Source organism: Mycobacterium sp. GA-1285 (assembly GCF_001499905.1).
In the GTDB taxonomy this organism is placed as follows: Bacteria; Actinomycetota; Actinomycetes; order Mycobacteriales; family Mycobacteriaceae; genus Mycobacterium.
The window spans coordinates 82,495-102,553 of sequence record NZ_LQIS01000055.1; the positions used below are offsets into that span (position 1 = coordinate 82,495).

Genomic DNA, 20,059 nt, shown 5'->3' on the forward strand with positions numbered 1-20,059 from the left:
GGTGGGGATGTGAAGCGACTCAACGGCATGGACGCCATGCTGCTCTACAGCGAGACGCCCAACCTGCACACGCACACGTTGAAGGTGGCGATCGTCGACGCCGCCGAGTTCGACGGTGAGTTCACGTTCGACCTGTTCCGGCGGACCATCGCCCGGAGGCTGCATCTGCTCGACCCACTGCGCTACCGGCTCGTCGACATCCCGTGGAAATTGCATCACCCGATGTGGCTCGAGGACTGCCCGGTGGATCTCGACTACCACCTGCGCCGTGTGCACGTGCCGAGCCCAGGCGGCCGCCGCGAGCTCGACGAGGTCATCGGCCGGATCGCCAGCACGCCGCTCGACCGTAGCCGACCGCTCTGGGAGTTCCACTTCGCGGACGGAATGGCCGACGACCGTTTCGCGATCATCGGCAAGGTGCACCACACACTGGCCGACGGTGTGGCATCGGCGAATCTGCTTGCCCGGCTGATGGATCTCGCGGACGGCACACAACACGAGCGCGAGGACTACGCCGTCTGTGACGCCCCGGGTCGCTCCGAACTGATGAAGTTCGCGATACGCGACCACGCCACGAACTTCGCCGCACTGCCTACGCTCGCCCGCGACGCCGTCCGGGGGTTCGCCAAGTTGCGGCGACGTGCCAAAGAGCGCGCCGATCAACCGGACCTGGCGAAGATGTTCCACACCCCGCCGACGTTCCTCAACCACGTGGTTTCGCCGGGTCGAACGTTCGCGACGGCGTCACTGTCGCTGGCCGAGGTCAAGGAGACCGCCAAGCAGCTCAAGGTCACGTTCAACGACATCGTGCTGGCGACCGCGGCGGGCGGGCTGCGCGAACTACTGCTGCGCTACGACGGGCGCGCGGACCGCCCGTTGATGGCGTCGGTGCCGGTCAGTACGGATATGTCACCGGACCGGATCACCGGCAACGAGATCGGCGGCCTGTCGGTGTCTCTGCCCGTTCACATCGACGATCCGCTCGAACGAGTGCGGCTGACCTCCTTGGCGACCACGCTCGCCAAGGAGAACTACGAACTACTCGGCCCGAAACTACAGGGCCAGCTGATGGAGTACCTTCCTCCCCCGCTGACACCGGCACTGCTCCGGTGGCAGAGCCAGCGCGCCAAGCACAACCCGCTGATGAACGTCGCGGTATCGAGTGTGCCGGGACCACGCCGCCGCGGTCACGTCGGTGGCGCTCCGGTCAGCGAGATCTACTCGATCGGCGTGCTCTCGGCCGGTAGCGCGTTCAACATGACGGTGTGGAGCTACGTCGACCAGGTCGACATCTCGATCCTGTCCGACGACCGAACTTTCGACGACATCCACGAAGCCACCGACGCGATGGTGCACGGGCTCGACGAGATCCGCTCCGCGGCAGGGCTTTCCGCACTATCCGTGGTGAGTACGGCGATGGCCCCGGCCACGGCGGCCCGCTAGTCGACGAGGTCGAGCAGGTCTTTTCGCGCCACCTTGCCGGTGCTGCCGCGCGGCAGTTCGTCGAGGACGGTGATCTGCCGCGGCACCTTGTAGTTGGCGAGGTTGTCGCGGACGTGCTGCTTGAGGTCGTCGGGGTTGGCGCTGCCCCCGTCGTTGAGCACGACGAAAGCGACGAGGCGCTGACCGTACTGCTCGTCGTCGACGCCCAGCACCACCGCCTCCTTGACGTCGGGATGTCGGCCCAGCGTCTTCTCGACCTCGATCGGGTAGACGTTCTCGCCTCCCGAGACGATCATTTCGTCGTCGCGGCCGACCACGAACAACCGCCCGGCCTCGTCGAGGTAACCGACATCTCCGGAGGCCATGAACCCGTCGTGGAAGTCCTTGGTCTTGCCGCTGGTGTATCCGTCGAACAGTGTGCCGCTGCGGACGAAGATCTGACCGGTCTGCCCGGCGGGAAGCTCGTTGAAATCCGCGTCGTAGATGCGGATCTCGGTGCCATCGGCGGCGGTTCCGGCCGTGTCGGGCGCCGCTCGCAGGTCCGACGGCGTTGCGGTGGCGATCATCCCCGCCTCTGTGGCGTTGTAGTTGTTGTAGATGACGTCGCCGAACCGGTCCATGAACTTGATCACCACATCGGGACGCATCCGGGAACCCGAAGCCGTTGCGAAGCGAAGTGACTTGCCGCTGTAGCGATTCAACACATCGTCCGGCAGGTCCATGATCCGGTCGAACATCACCGGTACCACGACCAGGCCGGTCGCCTTGTAGCGGTCGATCAACTCCAGCGTCGCCTCCGGGTCGAATTTGCGCCGCGTGACGATGGTGCAGGCCAGCAGCGCGGAGAACAGCAACTGCGAAAAGCCCCACGCGTGGAACATCGGCGCGACGATGACGGTCGCCTCTTCGGCGCGCCACGGCGTCCTGTCCAGAACCGCCTTGAGATCGCCTGCGCCGCCGCTGCCTTCACCGCGTTTGGCGCCCTTCGGGGTCCCGGTGGTGCCGGACGTCAGCAAGATGATGTCGCTCTTGCGTTCGGCCGGAGCGGGCCGCTTGCCGAGATTGGCTTCGATGAGTCGATCGAGCGTTGGGCCGTCGGTAACTTCGTCGGTCCAGGCGAGGATGCGCGTCGCGTCCGGCTTGTCGGCCATGGCCTGTTCGACAATCGCCGAGAACTCCTCGTCGTAGACGACGACGTCGGCGCCTTCCCGATCGACGACCTCGGCCAGCGCCGGACCCGCGAACGAGGTGTTCAGCAGCAGCACGTCGGCGCCGATCCGGTTGGAGGCCACCAGGGATTCGATGAAGCCGCGATGGTTGCGGCACATCACGGCAACGGTTTTCGGCGTGCCGCCGGGTAGGTTCTGCAGGCCGGTGGCCACGGCGTCGCAGCGGTCGTCGATCTGCTTCCAAGTCAGGGTGCCGCGTTCGTCGACGAGCCCGGGACGGTCGGGACAGCGCTGCGCGGCCGCGGCGAAACCGACCGTCGCCGTCATTCCCACGCGGCGCACCGCCGCCCCCATCCGCACGTATTTGTCCGGCCGCAGCGGCGCGATCAGGCCCGCCCGCCACAGCGTCTGCACGAGTCCCAGAACGTCCGCCATCAGTCAGCCCAGTACCGGGAATCGGCGTTCGGCGGACAATTCGTCGAGCGCTGCCTGCATCACGTTGCGCACGTGGGCGTCGACCTCCTTGACGTCGGGTTCCTCCCCAAACTGCTCGACCACATCGATGGGCGGCAGTACCCGCATGACGATCTTCGACGGCAACGGCAGGTTCGGCGGGAAGAAGACCGATACGCCGAACGGGAAACCGACGCTGATCGGCAGGATTTCGGCGCGCAGCTTCCTGAGACCGATTCGCCGTGCGATCGAGTCACCGCGGGCGAGGAACAGTTGTGTCTCCTGCGCGCCGATCGACACCATGGGCACGATGGGCACCCCGGTTTCGATAGCGGTACGCACATAGCCCGTACGGCCGGCGAAGTCGATCACGTTCTCGCTGAACGTCGGCCGGTAGGAGTCGTAGTCCCCGCCGGGGAAGACCAACACCACCGCGCCTTCCCGCAGGGCCTTCGCGGCGTTCTCCCGATTGGCTCCGATGACGCCCGCGCGCCGCAGCAACGTGCCGACCGGCCCGACGAATATGGCGTCGTGTCCAAGCGTGTACACCGGGCGGTCGAAGCCGAATTTCTCGTAGAAGGCAGGCGCGAAAATCAGCACATCGGGGGTCAGCATGCCGCCCGAGTGATTGGACACCAATAGCGCGCCACCGGCAGCGGGCATGGCGTCCAAGTCGCGTACCTCAGCGCGAAAGTACCGTCGGATGAGTGGGCCGACCGTGTTCGCGATGCCTCGGGTGAATGCGGGGTCCCACTTGGCGACTTCCGGCTTCTGCGCTCCGTTGCTGTTCATGCCGTACCTGTCATACCTCGCGCCGCCCCTCCGCTAGACCTGAACATGCTACTTTCGTCAAAAGAGAATGTCATATTCGCAGGTGGGAGGTATCGTGGCAGCGGTATTGGTGACCGGCGGCTTCGGCCTGGTGGGGTCGGCGACCGTGCGCAGGCTCGCGGAACTCGGACGCTCCGTGGTGGTGGCCGACTTGGACACCCCTGCGAACAGGAAAGCACAGGCGAAGCTTCCGCGGGGCGCCTCGGTGCGATGGACCGACCTGACCGACGAGCCTCAGGTGCGGCGTCTGATCGACGACGTCGCCCCCGAGGCGATCATTCACCTCGCCGCGGTCATCCCCCCGCGGATCTACCAGAACCCGAAACTCGCCCGGCGGGTGAATGTCGAAGCCACCGCGACGTTGGTGCGCGTCGCCGAAGATCAGCCCGTCCCGCCACGACTTGTGCATGCCTCCAGCAATGCGGTCTTCGGCCCCCGCAACCCGTACAGGACGACACCTCCGCTTCGCGCCGACGATCCGATGCGGCCGTGCGATCTGTACAGCGGAACCAAGGCCGAGGCCGAAGAGATCGTGCGCTCGTCGAGCCTGGAGTGGGTGGTCCTGCGCTTCGGGGGTGTACTCGGCACCGATATCTCGGCCTTCCCGCTGACCGCGGATGCGCTGGTGTTCGAAAGCGCGCTGCCCACAGACGGCCGGTTGCACAGCGTCGACGTACGCGACGTCGCGTGGGCATGCGCGGCGGCCACCACGGCCGACGCCGCCCGCGAGATCCTGCTGATCGCCGGCGACGACTCGCACCAGCACCGGCAAGGCGACATCGGGGCCGCGATGTCGGAGGCGCTGGGCATTCCGGGCGCGATACCAAAGGGCCGGCCCGGCAACCCGGACAGCGACGGCGACTGGTTCGTCACCGACTGGATGGACACAACCCGAGCGCAGGAAGCGCTGCAATTCCAGCACTACTCGTGGCCCGACATGATGGCCGAGCTGCGTGCCAACTTCGGGATGAAGCGGTACCTGTTGCGGCCCTTGGCGCCGATTGCGCGCGAAGTACTCAAACGCCGCTCGGTCTACTGGAACGCGCCCGGCGAGTATGCCGATCCCTGGGGTGCCATCCGCAAGCGATTGGGCGACCCGTCGTGGGATCGACCACGCGACTTCGACTGACGGCCTAATGTTCGCCGGGTGGAAGACTTCAACGGACGCTCGGCCGTCATCACCGGAGGGGCCAGCGGCATAGGGTTCGCCGCCGCACGCGAATTCGCCAGGCGCGGCGCGCGCATCATGCTCAGCGACATCGATTCCGCGGCTCTCGATCGGGCGGTGGCCGAACTGCGCGCCGACGGCGTCGACGCCCACGGCGTGCTGTGCGATGTGCGCAAGCTCGACGACGTCAACCGGTTGGCCGACGCGGCCTTCGGCGTGTTCGGCGACGTGCACCTGGTGTTCAACAACGCCGGTATTGCCTATGCCGGGCCAATCGCCCAGACCAGCCATGACGACTGGCGGTTCGTCATCGACGTCGACCTGTGGGGCCCGATCCACGGCGTCGAGGCGTTCCTGCCGCGGCTGATCGCGCAGGAGGCCGACAGTCACATCGCGTTCACCTCGTCGTTCGCGGGGCTGATCCCCAACGTCGGTCTGGGCCCCTATTGCGTGGCCAAGTACGGCGTCGTCGCGCTCGCGGAGACGTTGTCGCGCGAGGTGCGCGGCCACGGCATCGGTGTGACGGTGTTGTGCCCCATGATCGTCGACACCAATCTGCTGGCCAACACGGAACGGGTGCGCAGTGAGGATTACGGTCCGGCCACCGGGTCGGCCGCCGACACGGTGCAGCAGCTGGCGTCGGACCCGAGCGACGACTCCGTGCTCGACGTCGACGAGGTGGCCCGCCTGACCGCCGACGCGATCGAGGCCAACCGGCTCTACGTCCTGCCGCACAGCGCGGCCCGCGGCTCGATTCGGCGCCGCTTCGAGCGCATCGACCGCACCTTCGACGACCAGTCCGCTGCGGGCTGGACCCACTGACCCCCTCCCCCACGGTTTCGGCGCACTACCTATCGCTGATCGACTGGTAGCGCGCCCAAATCACCGTTGCGGGCCGAGTGTCGGGCGGCCGGTCTGCGGGTGGTGATACCAGCCGCCCGCTGCTTGTGTGCCTCCGTCGACATGAATCGTCTGACCGGTGATGTAGCTTGACATGTCGGAGGCGAGAAAGACTGCGGCCGAAGCAATCTCGTCGACGTGTCCGGGTCTGCCCATCGGTATGCCGGGCGCGACATCGGTGCTCAGCGTGCCGCCGGAGATCTGCATCAACCCTTCGGTGAGGGTGAGGTCCGGGGCAATGGCGTTGACCCTTATCCCGTGGGGTGACAGTTCGAACGCCGCGGTCTGCGTGTAGTTGATGACGCCGGCCTTGGCCGCGGCGTACGCGGCGTATCCGGGTGCGGCGCGCACACCCTCGATCGACGTCACGTTGATGACACTGCCCGGCCTGCCCGCGTCTACGAGCCGGCGCGCCACCCGCTGGGTGCACAACAGCACATGCCGCAGGTTGGCCCGGTACAGCGCATCCCAGCCGTTCTCCGTCGTCTCGAGCATCGAGGAGAAGAACACGCCGCCGACGTTGTTGACCAGGATCGAGACCTCGCCCAGGTCGCTGACCGTGGCGTCGAGCGCGGCGTCGACCTGCGCGCTGTCACGCACATCGGTGACTATGCTCAGCGCGCTCCCGCTGGCCGAGCCGGCAATTCTGCCAAGGCTTTCGGCGCTCGCGGCGCAGGTGTCGGGGTCACGCTCCCAGATCGCGACGGACGCCCCGAAGGCGGCGAGCCCTTCGGCGATTCCCTTGCCGATACCGGCGCCGCCGCCCGTGACGACCGCGACGCGCCCGGTCAGCAGGATGTCCGACGGATCGATTGCCACGGGTCGAGTCAACCAGTTTTGGTCGTGCGAATGGTGAGACCCGCGGGAGCCGATCCGATGACCCCCTGCTCCTCCAGTTCCGCGATCTCGTCCTCGCTGAGCCCGAGACCGGACAACACCTCACGGTTGTGCTGCCCCAGCAGCGGTGCGGGGCTGTGGTGGAAGCTGCGCACCGACGCGAGGCGCATGGGCAGCGTGCTGTGCCGCGCCGGCGGGTTGACCGGATGGTCGACCTCTTCGTAGAAGCCGCGGTGCACCAGCTGCGGAAGGTCGCCGACACGGTGCGGTTGCATCACCTTGGCCACCGGAACGCCTGCCGCCCAGAGGGTTTCGACAATCTCGTCGCCGGTGCGGTCGGCGCACCATGCGCTCAGATGCTCGTCGATGGTGTCGTGGTTGCGGCGCCGCCCGTCGACCGTGGCCAGTTCGCCGGTTGCCCACGCCGGGCACCCGAGGGCGTCGACCAGGCCGGCCCACTGCTCGTCGGTGGCCACTGCGATTGCCACCCAGTCGTCCGGGCGACCGAACTCGTCGAGTTCACTGGTGCGGTACAGGTTCTGCGGTGCGGCGGCCGGCCCCCGGTTCCCCTGCCGCTGCAGCAGATTCCCATAGGCCGAGTATTCGATGACCTGCTCGGCGGCAACGTTGAGCGCGGCGTCGACCATCGCGGCCTCGATCCGAACACCCTCCCCCGTTCGCCTGCGGTGCGCCAGCGCGAGCAGCAACGCGTTGAGTCCGTGCACACCCGCGTTGGGATCACCGACCGAATACGGCTCCACCGGGTTCTGATCGGGATGACCGGTGAGCCAGGTGATTCCGGAACAGTCCTCGATCACGTAGGCGAACGCCGGCTTGTCGCGCCACGGGCCGTCGAGCCCGAAACCCGGCATGCGCATCACGATCGCGTCCGGGCGCAGCCGGTGCACGGCATCGAAGTTCAGACCGATCTGATCGAGCACCCGCGGCGTGTAGTTCTCGACGACGACGTCGCAGGTCGTGATCAACTCACGCAGCAATTCGACGCCGCGCTCGGAACGGATGTCGAGCGTGACACTCTTCTTGTTGGTGTTCAGGCCAGAGAAGATCGGCGAGCGTTCCCACCACTGCTCCTCGGTGATCGGCACCCCGGCGATGAGCCGCGTGCCATCGGGACGCGCCGTCGACTCGACGTGGATCACCTCGGCGCCAAGTAACGCCAGCATATGGGTGCACGACGGGCCGGCCCAGAAACTCGTCATATCGAGCACCCGTAGCCCCTCGAACGGTGTTCGCGAAACTAACCCCAGGGTCGCGTCCTCGGCGGAATCGCGACCCTGTTGTACCGTTCGCGAAACTAACCCCAGGGTCGTATCCTCGGCGGAATCGCGACCCTGTTGTACCGTTCGCGAACGATACAGGCCGGTGTGCTCGCCGAGCGTCGGCGCCGGTTCGGGCAGGCGCAGCAGCGACGGGGTGGTGCGGTACGGCGGCCCGGGCTGGGTGAACCCGTCGCGCGGATTGGTGACGAACGTGCCGCGTTCGACGAACTGGTCGAAACCCGTAACGGTGGCGCCGTTTCCGACCGGTGCGTTCGGAATCCGGAACGCGCTGGACAGCTCGACGATGTCCTCGACGCGGTTCTCCCGCACCCACCCGTAGATCTGCTCGGCGTGGATGTTGGCCTGTTCGGTGATCGACAGGTCGCCCCCCTCGTCGATCCACTCGTCGTGGCCGACCATGGCGCACAGGTCGAACCACTGTTGCGCGGTGCCGCATCCCAGCGCGACCAGCCCGTCGGCCGCGGAGGCGACACCGGGGACGGTCAACCGGCGGCGGTCCCGGAACGGGCGCCCGAGCGCATCGTGAAACGACACCGAATAGTAAGTCAGGCAGAGTATCTGGGCTTCGAGCATCGACACATCGACCAGACCCGACGCCGTCGCCATGGTGCCCGCAGCCGCGTACGCGCCCGTGAGCCACTCCCCGATCTGGCCCGCGACGAACACCGGCGCGCGATCCGGCGCGCCCCGGCCCAGCCCGATCACGCCGCCCGACCACGCCTGCAGGGTGAACTCGGTGGCGGGTTTGTCCGCCCACAGTCCCTCGAGGCCGAACGGGGTGATTGCGGTGACGGTCAGATGACCGTAGGCGTCCACCAACGCTGCCGGCGCGAACTCCTCGAGCTCGGCGAGCGCCGATCCGCGGGACCACACCACCGCATCGGCCGACTGCATCAGCCCGCGCAGCAGGTCCAGGTCGTCGGCGTTCTGCGGATCGACGACGACGCTGTGTTTCGAGCAGGCCAGGAAGCTGAACAGGGCCCCGTCACTGCCGGGCTCGATGCGGGCACACGAGGCGGACCAGGTCCGCAGTGGATCGCCCTGCGGCGGCTCGACCTTGATCACCGTGGCGCCGCCGTCGGCGAGCAGCTTGGTGGCGTAGCCGCCCGCGATGCCGCTCGACAGGTCAACGACGGTGTACTCCTCCAGCGCCGGCACTAATCCTTCTTTCTGCGGTTGGCCTTGCTCAACCGGAACTCGGGCGGGAACTTGTCGTCGTTGTCGTTGACGGCGTCGGCGAGGCCCACGTCGATCGCATCGGCGAGCATGAAGTCGTCGCCGTCCGGTCGTGCCGCGCCGCCCATCGACTCGAACATCGCCGACAACAGGCTGCCGAGGTATTCACCCTGGAACTGCTTGACCACCTCGAAGAACATCTTCTGCTGAAAGACGCTGTCCACCGGCCGGTTCCGCGCACACGCGTGGGCATACTTGGCGACCTCGGCCTCGAGCTGGTCGCGCGGCACGACCTTGTTGAGGAAGTTGCACGCCAACATCTCGTCGGCGGTGAACGGGCGACCGGTGTACACCATCTCCTGGAATGGCCGCAGCCCCATGGTCATCACCCATGTCCACATACGCGGTCCCCAGCCGAAGTACCGGAACGACGGATGACCGAACAGCGCGTCGTCGCTGGAGATCACCAGGTCCGCGTCGGCGCACTGGTAGAAATGCCAGCCGTAGCAGTATCCCTTGGCCTCGACGATGCTGATCTTCTTGAGTTCCTGCAACGCGCGGTTGCCCGCCGCGACGTTGGCGTACCACTGCCCCATCGTCGCGCCGTGCCGAAACGACCCTTTCGGCGGATAGACGACGCTCGGATCGTCGACGCGTAACTCGGCCAGCCGCGCGGCGTCGTCGCCGTCCATGAACTCCGGTAGGTCCGCACCGCTGCCGAGATTCTCTCCGACACCGCGGATCACCACGACCTTCACGTCGTCGTCGACGGTGGCGCCGCGCAACAGATCGGCGTAACGCAACCGCGCAGCCGACGTCGGCGCGTTCAGGTACTCCGGCCGGTTGAACGTGATGGTCGCGATCTTGGTCGCCGGATCCTTCTCGTAGAGGACGATTTCCTCAGGGGCGGGCCGACTCCCGGGGTCTGACATGTCAACCGATTCCGACGCCCGCACCACTCCAGAGCGGGCTGGAGGTCAGCACCTCGGCTCCGTCGGCGGTGACGTGCACCGCGTCGCGGCTGAAGACCGCCCCGACGCCCTGTTGCCAGACGTAACCGCTGACCGCGAGCACCATGCCGGGTTCGAGCACCTCGTCGGCGAGGGTGGCCCGCAGGGCCGGGGTGACGACGGGCGAGTCGTAGCCCAGGCCGAGACCGTGCGCGACGGGCATCGCGGGCAGCGGCTCACCGGCCGCCTCGTAGGCAGCGAGCAGGCCACTGGCGGGCCGACCCGGCTGGCAAGCGCCTAACAGTCTGTCCCACAGGCGGTTCCAGCGATCGTAGAGTTCGGGGACCGCGGCCCCTTCGACCTCGCCGACCGGCCATGTGCGGCCGACCTCGCCGACGTAACCGTCGGCCAGCGCGCCGGCGGAGAACGCCACCAGGTCACCGTCTTCGATGCGGCCGTCGCTGCGGGCACGCCGCCACGGGTGTTCCCTGCCGGTCACCCACGCACCGTCCTGGGTGGCGGGGGTACAGACACCGCCTGCCGCCATGGCCTCCATCAGCGCGCCGGTCAGCGACTTCTCGGTCGTCCCGGCCGCCAACTCGGCCCGCGCCGCTTCCAGTGCGGTCTCCGCGACGCCCAGCGCACCGCGCAGCACCGCGATCTCGTCGGGGGTCTTGATCCGGTGCGCCGCCCGCAGCGCCGGTTCGGCGTCGACGAGTTCGGCGTTGGGAAAGGCCATCGGCAGCAGTTGCGCGAATGTCGGTGTCAGCGAATCGGTTCCAACGCGCTTTGCGGTGGCGGCCCCGGGCAGCGCCTTGAGCACGTCGACGAGCGTCATCGGGTTCCAGGCCAGCCCATACAGGTGGTCGTGGGGGATCTCGTCGGGGATGCCCTCGTCCCAGGTGCTGTTGAGGTGGATCTCGCCGGTTGACCTGATGACCTCGCAGATCGGTCCGAACGGCCGGGTGCCCGCCACCCACAACTGCGGAGCGCCGGTCACGTACCGTACGTTGGCCTGGCGACCCAGCACCAGGATGTCGATGTCGCGTTCTTCCATCTGGGCCAGTGCTCGCTCACGGCGCCCCCGCCTCAGATCGCCTGCATCAGGCAGAATCTCGAGTGCCATTCAGTTCAGTTCCGTCCGTAGGGAGCGTAGGGGTAATCGGTGATGGACTGGCAACCGTCGTCGGTGATGACCACGATCTCCTCACTTCGGTAGCCGCCGGTGCCGTCCTCCCACACCACGGGTTCCAGCACCAGCAGCATCCCGGCCGGGAACACGAAGTTGTCGTCGAACTCCTCGCCCAGATCGGTTCCGATCATCGGCATTTCGGCGGGGTTGGTGCCGATGCCGTGACCGAGGTAGAAGTGTGGCAGCCACGGTTTGGTACCACCGTTGGCCGCGATCGCCGCGCGAGCGAGGTCGCCGCTCGTGGCGCCGGCCTTGGTGACCGACAGCACGGCGGACAGAATCTCCCGCCATTTGTCGAACTGCGCCTGCTGGCGGTCGTTCGGTTGATCGCCGACCAACCAGGTGCGGCCGAAATCGGAGCAGTAGCCCTTGTAGGTGATGCTGACGTCGGTCCACAACACGTCGCCGCGTTCGAGTTCGCGTTCGGTGGTCAGCAAGGGCAGCGCCAGGTCTCCGGTGGTGGTCCAGACCGAACCGCTGGTCCTCGACGTGGGCATCACCTGCCAGATGGCCTCGAGCATGTTGGCGGTCGCGCCGAGTTCGAACGCGCGCCGGACGAAGGCTGCCGAGAGGTCGACCTGCCGAACGCCGGGGGCGAGGGCCTTCTGCACGTCCACCATCGCCTCTTCGGTGATGCGGCAGGCGTTGCGGACGCACGAAACCTGGTCGGGCGTCTTGACCAGCTTGGCCGGTCCGACGACCTGCGCGGCGTCCGACGGAGCACCCGACGGGAACAACGTTGCCGACGCGCGGCGCATGGCACCGGTGAGCTCGTCGACCGCGACCTTGCCTCCGGCAGGAACGAGATCGGCCAGCACCTTGGCGAATTGTTCGACGCCCTCGTCGAATTCGAGGTACAACGGCCCGTGCACATGATCGTCGGGCACCTCGCACTGCGATGACGACCCCTCCCGCCACGGCATGAACAGGTGCGGATGAGGGTCGTCGGCGACCACGATCGCCACCGGGCGTTCCACGTGCGAGAGCCCGGCGTCGAGCAGAGGCCAGCTGACGCCAGTCGCGTAGACGACGTTGCCGTTGCCGAGCAGAACCAGGGCGTCGACACCCTTGTCCCGCATCGAGTCACGGAGCCGGGCACCGCATTCTCGGTACATCCGGGCGAGATCGGGAACCTCGGGGATGTCGAACTGCGTCGACTGTGGTGCGATTGTGGTCACGAGACCCCCAGGAAGTTCTTGATGTTGGTGCTCACGATCTTCACCGCGTTCTCGGGTCCGACCGCGTCGACGACCGTCTTCAGCGACTTCTCCGAGTATCCGAACGTCGATTCGTTGTGCGGATAGTCCGACGACCACATCATGTTGTCGACGCCGATCTTGTCGATGAGCTCCAGGCCGAGCGGATCGACCATGAACGACGCGCGCATGTGGTTGTCCCAGTAGTGCCGGACCGGATGCTCGAGCTGATGGTTGAACATGTGCCGGTACGACGCGAGCATGTGCTCGGCGTCCTGCAAAGCCGTTGGCACCCAGGCGATACCACCTTCGAACCAGCCGATCTTCAGCGACGGGTGGCGATCGAGGATGCCGGAGAACACGTACTTGGCGAACTGTTCGCGGAACGAGTCGACGTTGACCATCATGCCGACCACGACGCTGTTGAACTCGCACGGCGTCTTGGGCGGCGTCTCACCGATGTGGTGGCTGACCGGCACACCGGCGGCCTCGATCTCGTCCCACACCGCGTCCATCGAGGCCGCGCCGTAGTCGTAGATGTTGCCGTCGTCGTCCTTGCCGGGGTTCAACGGCAGCAGGAATGTCCGCAGCCCCAGCGACTTCAGCTCTTCGAGCGTGCTGCGGGTGCCCTTGGGGTCCCACCAGTTGATGAGCCCGACGCCGTAGAAGTGGCCCTTGCTGCGCTCCTGCAGATCGGCGATGTGCTCGTTGTAGATCCGGAAAACCCGCTCGCGCAGCGCCTTGTCCGGGTAGTGGAACAACGCCAGCACCGCGTTCGGGAAGGCCAGCTCTTTGTCGATGCCGTCCTCTTTGAGCTCACGGACCCGGGCTTCGATGTTGTTCGACGCCGCACCGGCGAGGTCGTCGTACTGCATGAGCACCCGGCCGAAATCGCCGCCAGTCCAGGCCTTGCCCTTCATGCCGACCATATAGGCGCCGTCCTCGTACCAGATGCGCGGCGCGGCGCCCTTGAGCTCCTCGGGAAAGCGGTCGTAGAAGATGTCGTCGGCCACCGAGATGTGGTTGTCCGCCGAGAAGATCTCGGTACCTGCCGGCAGCCCGAAATCACCTGTGGCGTGGCCCTTGCGGTGTTTGGGTGCGCCGAATCCCTCGGGGGGATACAGGGTGGCGGTACTTGGTGCTGACATCGTTGACACTCCAATCGGGCTGGGAATGGACCTGACTACCAGGTCACCGGAAGTTCGTAGACGCCGTAGGCGAGATGGTCGTGCTTGAAGGGAACTTCGTCGATCGGGACGGCGAGTCGCAGTGTGGGTACTCGCCGCAGCAACGTCGAGAACACGATCTGCAATTCTGCCCGTGCCAGCTGTTGCCCCACACACTGATGTCGCCCGTACCCGAATCCGAGATGCGCTTGGCCCTCGCGGGTGAGGTCCAAGTGGTCGGGCTCGGGAAACGCTGTGGCGTCCCAGTTGGCCGGTGCAAGGTCGATGATGATGCCCTCGCCAGAACGAATCACCTGGCCATCGATCTCGATGTCCTCGATGGCGATTCGACGCTGTCCGTTCTGGATGATCGACAGGTAGCGCATCAATTCCTCGACGGCGGTGGCGATCACCCTCGGGTCCTCGGTGTTTCGCAGGATGGCCAACTGATCGGGATGCTCGAGCAGCGCGAGCACGCCCAGTCCGATCATGTTCGCCGACGTCTCATGCCCCGCGCTAAGCAATCCGCTGCCCAGTTGGGCGGCTTCCCGGATATCCAGCTCGCCCGCTTTAACGCGTTCGGCAAGGTCGGAGATGGCGTCCTCGGCCGGATTCTCCATCTTCTCGCGGACCAGGTTTGCGAGGTACTTGGCGTTGCCGGCGGCGCCCTTGAAGACATCGTCGGCGGTGGCATAGCGACCTAACGCGACGGCGGCGTTGCGTTGGAACATCTCATGGTCTTCGTACGGGACGCCGAGCATCTCGCTGATCACCAGGGACGGGATCGGTAGCGCGAGTGCTGCGACGACGTCAGCCGGCTTCGGGCCAGCCAACATCGCATCGATGTGCTCGTCGGTGATCTTCTGAATCACCGGTCGTAACCCCTCCACCCGCTTGAACGTGAACGGCTTGGACAGCATCCGGCGGAACCGGGTGTGCTCCTCGGCGTCGGAGGTGAACACCGACCGTGGCCGTCTTTCGACGGTGGAGAGCATCAGCTCGTTCCAGTGCGGGAAGCCGGGGCGACGGTCGTCGACGCTTACGCGTGCGTCCGCGAAGAGTGATCTCGCGGTCTCATATCCCGTGATCAGCCAAGGCGTGCTGCCATCCCAAATCCGCACGCGCGACAGCGTTTTCGTTGCCCCCAACTCGAGCACCCGCGGGGGTGGGGCGAACGGGCAGCGGACATCGCGCTCCATCGGGTATTCGGGGATATCCGCGGACACGTCGGGGGTTCCGGTCAGAGTTTCGGACATACAGTCGTTCTCATTCCTCGATGTGGATGGCGAGTGCGGGACAGGCGGCGGCGGCCTTGCGGGCGTTCTCGACCTGGTCGTCGGGCGGGCTGTCGTTGAGCAGGACCACGACACCATCGTCATCGCGCTGGTCGAAGATGTCGCCCGCGTTGAGCACGCACTGACCCGACGACACGCACTTGTCTTGGTCGACACTCAATTTCATGATGCCGGGTGCTCCGTGATCGGCGCCTGCCACAGCCCGACGATGGCGTCGATGAGCCCGGACGCCGCCGAGTTCCAGCTGGTGCGCGGCAAGTCGGCCCCCTCGGCGAAGCCGCGCTCGAAGTCGGCGCAGGTGTGCATCATCAGGTTGCGGGCCATGATGTTGCGCTCGGTGACCACCGCGGGCGGAAGGTCCGGCAGGCATCGGGTGATGCCGTCGACGACGCGCTGCACCGACGGCGACTCGAGCGCGCCCTTGACCACGATCTTGTGGTACTCGGGGTCGGCCAGCGCCTGGGCGGCGAAGCGCGCGTACCACGTCGGGGTCCCGATCTGGGCCAGGTGTTCGGTGAGCGAGCGCACCAGGCACCCGACCCAGTCGCGCAGGTCTGCCGAGTCGCCGATCTCGGCGACCATCCGTGACAGCAGGCGCTCGGTCGACACGCGGTGCTTCTGCTCGATGGCCCGGACCAAATCGGCCTTCGTGCCGAAGTGGTAACCGACGGCGGCGTTATTGCCCTGACCCGCGGCCTCGCTGACCTGGCGGTTCGACACCGCATAGACACCGTGTTCGGCGAACAGCCGCTCGGCGGCGGCCAATATCGCTTCGCGCGTGGTGCTGGCCCGTTCGGTGCGCACGCTTCTGGCAGTGGTCACCGTCACAGTCAACCGCCGTGGAGCCGTTAAGTCAAGTGACTGATTTAAAGTCGTCATGGTTTGGGTTTGCGGACGATCACCTTCCCCGCGGTGGTGCCGCCGTCGATGGGCAGGACGGTTCCGGTGACGTACCGCGAACGTTCCCCGGCGAGGTACAGCGCGGCCTCGGCGACGTCGTCGACGGTGCCCTCCCGCTTCAAGGGCCGGTCGTTGCGCATCTGTTCACGGATCTTGGCCTCGAACTCCTCGAGGCGCTCGAGATCCTCCCCCGCCGCCGACTTGCGCACGATCGCGGTCCGGATGTTGCCCGGGGCGAGCGCATTGACGCGGATCTCGTAATGCGCCAGGTCGATCGCCGCCGACTTGGTGAACTGGATGACCGCCGCCTTCGACGCTCGGTACGTCATCACCCCGCCGCCGGCCTGGATGCCGCCGATCGACGTCAGGTTGATGATCGACCCGCCGCCGTGTTTCGACATGTGCCGGGCCGCGTCGCGCGTACCGGCCATGACGGCAAGCACATTGATGGCCATCACCCGGTGGAAGTCGGCCAGGTCGTCGTCGAGGAACTTGGGGAACATCTTGCCCGACACGCCGGCATTGTTGACCATCACATGCAGGCCGCCGAACTGCTCGACCGCCGTCGTCACCAATCGGGTCACCTGATCGATCTCGGCCACATCGGTTTCGAGGAAGAGGACCGAGTCGCCGAGATCGGACACGAGTTGAGCGCCACCCTCGCGGTCGACGTCGCCGACGACCACCTTGGCGCCTTCGGCGCAGAACCGCCGCACCAGCCCTTCACCGAGCCCGGAAGAGCCACCGGTCACAACCGCGACCTTGCCCTCGAGTTCGCCGGTCATGCTGCCCCTTCGTGTAAGTCGGCCAGGAAGCCGAGCAGTAGTTCGTTGATCGCGTCCGGTTGCTCGATCTGCGGGCAGTGCCCGGCCGCGTCGATCACCGCGGAGCGGCCGCCGCGGATCTGCCCCGCGATCTCGGCCGCCCATCCCGGTGGCAGCAGCTTGTCGCCGCCACCCTCGATGACCAGAGTCGGCATCGTGATCCGGTCGTACGCGCGGGCGCTCGACGGCAGCGGCGGCGGCTCCAGGCCGGGTCGCCGAAACCGCGCCGCCGCCAACGCTTCCCAGGCACCGGGTGCGATGCTCGCCTCGTAGCGGCGGCGGACGTAAGCCTCGTCGGCGGGATACGACGCGTCGTAGAAGAGGGCCCTCACGATCCGGCGCATCCCCGCAAGTGTCGCGTCGTAGTCGTACAGCGCGGCCGAATGCTCGTTGCGCTGGATCTCCCCGCCGCCGCAGATGGCCACCAGGCTGCGCACGGGCAGCACCGGCGCCTCGGAGGTGGCGTCGACGAAGAGGTTCACCGCGCCCATCGAATTGCCCACGAAATGGGCGGTTTCGACACCGACCACCTCGCAGAACCGCGCGATGTGGCGGATCCGCATACCGCGGCCGTCGTTGAAGTCGATGACCTTCGCCGATTCGCCGAACCCGAGCATGTCGAGCGCGAGCACGCGGTGGCGTGTGGCCAGCGCGGCGATGTTGTGTTCCCAACCGATCTCGGCGCCGGCGCCGAACTCCCCGCCGTGCAGCAGGACGACCGGATCGCCCTGTCCGGCTTCGAGATAGCCGGTCACGAGCCCGTCGACCAGCACCGATCTGCGTTGGGGCTGTGTCACGCCGTCTCCCGGGCGGTCTTGGCGAAGAACAGCACCTGCGTGGCGAGCATGTCCAGCTGGTTCTGGGTGGCGTCATGCATCAACTCCCCTGCCGCGTCCCAGATCTCGTCGGCCGAGTTGATGGCCACGCCGAGCGGAGTCGGCCACGCCCGCAGCGCGTGCCCGATGGACCGCAACTGCCCAAGCGTGTTGACCGCCGCCTGCCAGCCGTACGCGCAGCTGATGCAGCCCCACGGCGTGTTGTCCAGGTAGACGCGGGGATCCTCCCGCAGGTCCTCGATGTAGTCCAGCGCGTTCTTCACCAGTCCTGAAATCGCCCCGTGGTAGCCGGGCGAGCCGACGACCACGGCATCCGCATCACGCAGCGCGCTGACCAGTTCGAGGGCTTGGGGCGTGCGCTCCAGCGAATGCGGGGCGTACATCGGTAAGTCCAGATCGGGCCCCGCGAACAGCCTCGTCCGCCCACCCTGCTGCTCGACCGAGGCCAGACAGTAACGCAGCGCGCGCTCGGTCGACGAATTCGCCCGTAGGGTGCCGCCGAGTCCGACGACGAACGGCGCACCGCCGGTTGTGGTGCTTGCAGTCATTTCCTCACCCACTACTACTTGATTGCGATCGGGCTGACGGGTGCGCCCACCGCGCCAACGACTTTCAACGGCGGTGCGACCAACTGGAATTCGTAGACACCGTCGGCGGCGCAGTCGGCCGCCAGACCGGTGAGGTCCCAGTACTCGCCGAACATCAGGCCCATGTCGCGCAGGCAGATCATGTGCATGGGCAGGAACGTGCCCTCCACCCCGTTGGCCGGATCGGGATCCTCGACCATGAGATTGTCGGCGGCCACCGCGGCGACGTCGTGGTCGTGCAGCCACCGTGCGCACGTCCAGTGAAGCCCGGACCCCGGCTCGGCACCGTCACCGGTCGACAGGAACCTCGTCCACCAGCCGGTGTGTATGACCACGACGTCGCCAGAGGAGACGGTCACGCCCTGGTCCCTGGCGATGTCGTCGAGTTCGGCTGGCGTGACCGGCTTTCCGGGTTCGAGGAAGACGTCGGCGCCGCGGTGCTTGACCACGTCGAGCAGCACACCGCGAGAGGTGATGCCCTTGACGTCGACCTTCTCGATCCCCAGATGAAATGCCCCGAAACTCGTCACGGAATCCGCGGGGAAGCCGTTGTAGAGCATGTCCTCGTAGTAGACGTGCGAAATCGCGTCCCACTGCGTGGCGGCCTGCAGCGGCATCACGATCATGTCGTCGTTGAACCGAAACGGATTGTCGGCGAAGAACGCGCTGACGTCGGCGGCTACCGCGTTGCGCAACCACTCGGGGCCGTACCGCACCAGCGTCGAGGCATCACCGCCGTCGACGGTCATCACATGAGTCGGATTGGGCCGGAATTTGAACGCCCCCTGCGGGCCACCCGAGCTGAAGTCGCCGCCGAGGGAGATGACCTTGCCCTTCTTGACCAGCGACGCCGCCTCGGCCACCTTCTCGGGAGTGATGAAGTTCAGCGTGCCCAACTCGTCGTCGTCACCCCAGCGGCCCCAGTTGCGCACGTCGTCGGCGACGCGGCGGAACTCGCTCATGCTGCTGGCCATCGCTCGCCTCTCATCGTCGTCATCGCCGGGGCACCGATCCGGCGAGGTCGGTCTCCCCGATGGTGCCGCCGTCGACCCAGATCACCTGTCCGGTGATGTAACTGGCGGCCCGGCTGTTGAGGAAGGTCAGCACGCTGGCCTGCTCCTCCGGTTCCGCAGCTCGGCCCAGCGGGGTACGGAACGAGTCGAGGAACTCTTGGCCGTACGCGCTGCGCAACTGGTCGAGGATCGGCGTGTCGGTCACCCCGGGTGCGGTGCAGTTGATCCGAATTCCCTTGGCGCCCAATGCGCTCACCTGTGCCATGCCGTAGAGGATGATCGCCTCCTTGGACAACCGGTAACCGCCGCCGTCGGCCAGGGCCTCGGGATGGCGCTCACACCACTCGATGCCCGCCTCGACCGAGTCGGTGTCGACCAGGCCGGCGGTGACCGGTGCATTCTCCCGGTATGCCGAGGCTGCCAGCGATGACACGTTCGCGATCGCGGACCCCGTCTGCATCCGGGGCATTAGCGCCTCGGTGAAGCGCCGGGTGCCCAGGAAGTTGATCCTCACGACCCGAAGCGGGTCCTTGATCCCCGACGACACCCCGGCGATGTTGAACAGCGCGTCGACCGGGCCTCCGACGGCGTCGGCGGCCCGGTCGATCGACCCCTGATCCGACAGATCGAGTTCGACGAACTCACCGACACATTCGGTCGGCGCCTTGATGTCGAGCCCGATCACCTCGGCGCCAAGGTCGGCGACCTGACGGGCGACGTGGGCACCGATGCCCGAGGCGCATCCGGTGACCACCACACGGCGCCCGTCGTAGCGCCATAGATCGTCAGATCGGCCCATGGCTCATCTTCGGCCGACATCCG

At 66.7% G+C, this 20,059-nt stretch carries 19 protein-coding genes; 3 read left to right on the plus strand and 16 right to left on the minus strand.

Going from position 1 to position 20,059, the window contains the following annotated elements; genetic code table 11:
* Positions 1 to 9 precede the first annotated feature (9 nt).
* Positions 10 to 1,443 carry a wax ester/triacylglycerol synthase family O-acyltransferase gene (locus AU193_RS22080; RefSeq protein ID WP_064424517.1) on the plus strand — a complete coding sequence of 478 codons (1,434 nt, stop codon included), beginning with the start codon at positions 10 to 12 and terminating at the stop codon, positions 1,441 to 1,443.
* On the opposite strand, the gene fadD12 is transcribed toward AU193_RS22080, so the two are convergent.
* On the minus strand, positions 1,440 to 3,047 hold the full coding sequence (gene fadD12, locus AU193_RS22085) for an acyl-CoA ligase FadD12 (protein WP_064424518.1): 1,608 nt from the start codon (positions 3,045 to 3,047) through the stop codon (positions 1,440 to 1,442). The genes AU193_RS22080 and fadD12 overlap by 4 nt on opposite strands.
* Positions 3,048 to 3,050: 3 nt before the next feature.
* Complete coding sequence (locus AU193_RS22090; RefSeq protein WP_064424519.1) at positions 3,051 to 3,857, minus strand: lysophospholipid acyltransferase family protein; 807 nt, start codon at positions 3,855 to 3,857, stop codon at positions 3,051 to 3,053.
* A gap of 91 nt (positions 3,858 to 3,948) precedes the next feature.
* Between AU193_RS22090 and AU193_RS22095 the strand changes: the two genes are divergently transcribed.
* On the plus strand, positions 3,949 to 5,025 hold the full coding sequence (locus AU193_RS22095; RefSeq protein ID WP_156425334.1) for an NAD(P)-dependent oxidoreductase: 1,077 nt from the start codon (positions 3,949 to 3,951) through the stop codon (positions 5,023 to 5,025).
* Between the two features lie 18 nt (positions 5,026 to 5,043).
* Positions 5,044 to 5,886, plus strand: a complete 843-nt coding sequence (locus AU193_RS22100; protein ID WP_064424521.1) for an SDR family NAD(P)-dependent oxidoreductase — start codon at positions 5,044 to 5,046, stop codon at positions 5,884 to 5,886.
* 60 nt (positions 5,887 to 5,946) lie between these two features.
* Here AU193_RS22100 and AU193_RS22105 read toward each other — a convergent pair whose 3' ends face one another.
* The 14 genes from AU193_RS22105 to AU193_RS22170 are packed head-to-tail and all read right to left on the minus strand — an operon-like array spanning position 5,947 to position 20,036.
* Positions 5,947 to 6,783, minus strand: a complete 837-nt coding sequence (locus tag AU193_RS22105; protein WP_064424522.1) for an SDR family NAD(P)-dependent oxidoreductase — start codon at positions 6,781 to 6,783, stop codon at positions 5,947 to 5,949.
* An 8-nt stretch (positions 6,784 to 6,791) separates the two neighbouring features.
* Entirely contained in the window at positions 6,792 to 9,260 is a 2,469-nt protein-coding gene (locus AU193_RS22110; RefSeq protein ID WP_064424523.1) for a CoA transferase, read from the minus strand.
* The gene (locus tag AU193_RS22115) at positions 9,260 to 10,210 is read right to left on the minus strand and encodes an enoyl-CoA hydratase/isomerase family protein (RefSeq protein ID WP_064424524.1); all 951 of its coding nucleotides are present in this window, start codon (positions 10,208 to 10,210) and stop codon (positions 9,260 to 9,262) included. Before AU193_RS22115 ends, AU193_RS22110 begins: the two co-directional genes overlap by 1 nt.
* Position 10,211: 1 nt before the next feature.
* Positions 10,212 to 11,354, minus strand: coding sequence for a Xaa-Pro peptidase family protein (locus tag AU193_RS22120; RefSeq protein ID WP_064424525.1), 1,143 nt, complete (start codon positions 11,352 to 11,354; stop codon positions 10,212 to 10,214).
* A 5-nt stretch (positions 11,355 to 11,359) separates the two neighbouring features.
* A complete protein-coding gene (locus AU193_RS22125) occupies positions 11,360 to 12,535 on the minus strand; it encodes a Xaa-Pro peptidase family protein (protein ID WP_172798394.1) in 1,176 nt (391 codons plus the stop codon).
* Positions 12,536 to 12,594: 59 nt separating this feature from the next.
* Complete coding sequence (locus AU193_RS22130; protein ID WP_064424527.1) at positions 12,595 to 13,764, minus strand: amidohydrolase family protein; 1,170 nt, start codon at positions 13,762 to 13,764, stop codon at positions 12,595 to 12,597.
* A gap of 35 nt (positions 13,765 to 13,799) precedes the next feature.
* Positions 13,800 to 15,038 carry a cytochrome P450 gene (locus AU193_RS22135; protein WP_064424528.1) on the minus strand — a complete coding sequence of 413 codons (1,239 nt, stop codon included), beginning with the start codon at positions 15,036 to 15,038 and terminating at the stop codon, positions 13,800 to 13,802.
* 10 nt (positions 15,039 to 15,048) lie between these two features.
* Positions 15,049 to 15,243, minus strand: a complete 195-nt coding sequence (locus AU193_RS22140) for a ferredoxin (RefSeq protein ID WP_064424622.1) — start codon at positions 15,241 to 15,243, stop codon at positions 15,049 to 15,051.
* Positions 15,240 to 15,956: a TetR family transcriptional regulator gene (locus AU193_RS22145; protein ID WP_064424529.1), complete on the minus strand. Its 717-nt coding sequence runs from the start codon at positions 15,954 to 15,956 to the stop codon at positions 15,240 to 15,242. Before AU193_RS22145 ends, AU193_RS22140 begins: the two co-directional genes overlap by 4 nt.
* Positions 15,953 to 16,762 (minus strand): SDR family NAD(P)-dependent oxidoreductase, encoded by an 810-nt coding sequence (locus AU193_RS22150; protein WP_064424530.1) that lies wholly within the window; start codon positions 16,760 to 16,762, stop codon positions 15,953 to 15,955. The genes AU193_RS22145 and AU193_RS22150 overlap by 4 nt, the downstream gene beginning before the upstream one ends.
* A complete protein-coding gene (locus tag AU193_RS22155; RefSeq protein WP_064424531.1) occupies positions 16,759 to 17,598 on the minus strand; it encodes an alpha/beta fold hydrolase in 840 nt (279 codons plus the stop codon). The genes AU193_RS22150 and AU193_RS22155 overlap by 4 nt, the downstream gene beginning before the upstream one ends.
* On the minus strand, positions 17,595 to 18,185 hold the full coding sequence (locus AU193_RS22160; protein WP_064424623.1) for an NADPH-dependent FMN reductase: 591 nt from the start codon (positions 18,183 to 18,185) through the stop codon (positions 17,595 to 17,597). Before AU193_RS22160 ends, AU193_RS22155 begins: the two co-directional genes overlap by 4 nt.
* Before the next feature lie 14 nt (positions 18,186 to 18,199).
* Entirely contained in the window at positions 18,200 to 19,198 is a 999-nt protein-coding gene (locus AU193_RS22165; protein WP_064424532.1) for a cyclase family protein, read from the minus strand.
* 19 nt (positions 19,199 to 19,217) lie between these two features.
* A complete protein-coding gene (locus AU193_RS22170; RefSeq protein WP_064424533.1) occupies positions 19,218 to 20,036 on the minus strand; it encodes a coniferyl-alcohol dehydrogenase in 819 nt (272 codons plus the stop codon).
* Between the last annotated feature and the right edge of the window lie 23 nt (positions 20,037 to 20,059).

Coding starts and splice junctions, on each gene's coding strand:
- AU193_RS22090 (WP_064424519.1), bottom strand. CDS start 3,857: ATGAACAGCAACGGAGCGCAGAAGCCGGAAGTCGCCAAGTGGGACCCC.
- AU193_RS22135 (WP_064424528.1), bottom strand. CDS start 15,038: ATGTCCGAAACTCTGACCGGAACCCCCGACGTGTCCGCGGATATCCCC.
- AU193_RS22125 (WP_172798394.1), bottom strand. CDS start 12,535: ATGTACCGAGAATGCGGTGCCCGGCTCCGTGACTCGATGCGGGACAAG.
- AU193_RS22150 (WP_064424530.1), bottom strand. CDS start 16,762: ATGACCGGCGAACTCGAGGGCAAGGTCGCGGTTGTGACCGGTGGCTCT.
- AU193_RS22140 (WP_064424622.1), bottom strand. CDS start 15,243: ATGAAATTGAGTGTCGACCAAGACAAGTGCGTGTCGTCGGGTCAGTGC.
- AU193_RS22165 (WP_064424532.1), bottom strand. CDS start 19,198: ATGGCCAGCAGCATGAGCGAGTTCCGCCGCGTCGCCGACGACGTGCGC.
- AU193_RS22120 (WP_064424525.1), bottom strand. CDS start 11,354: ATGGCACTCGAGATTCTGCCTGATGCAGGCGATCTGAGGCGGGGGCGC.
- AU193_RS22130 (WP_064424527.1), bottom strand. CDS start 13,764: ATGTCAGCACCAAGTACCGCCACCCTGTATCCCCCCGAGGGATTCGGC.
- AU193_RS22170 (WP_064424533.1), bottom strand. CDS start 20,036: ATGGGCCGATCTGACGATCTATGGCGCTACGACGGGCGCCGTGTGGTG.
- AU193_RS22160 (WP_064424623.1), bottom strand. CDS start 18,185: ATGACTGCAAGCACCACAACCGGCGGTGCGCCGTTCGTCGTCGGACTC.
- AU193_RS22145 (WP_064424529.1), bottom strand. CDS start 15,956: ATGACGACTTTAAATCAGTCACTTGACTTAACGGCTCCACGGCGGTTG.
- AU193_RS22115 (WP_064424524.1), bottom strand. CDS start 10,210: ATGTCAGACCCCGGGAGTCGGCCCGCCCCTGAGGAAATCGTCCTCTAC.
- fadD12 (WP_064424518.1), bottom strand. CDS start 3,047: ATGGCGGACGTTCTGGGACTCGTGCAGACGCTGTGGCGGGCGGGCCTG.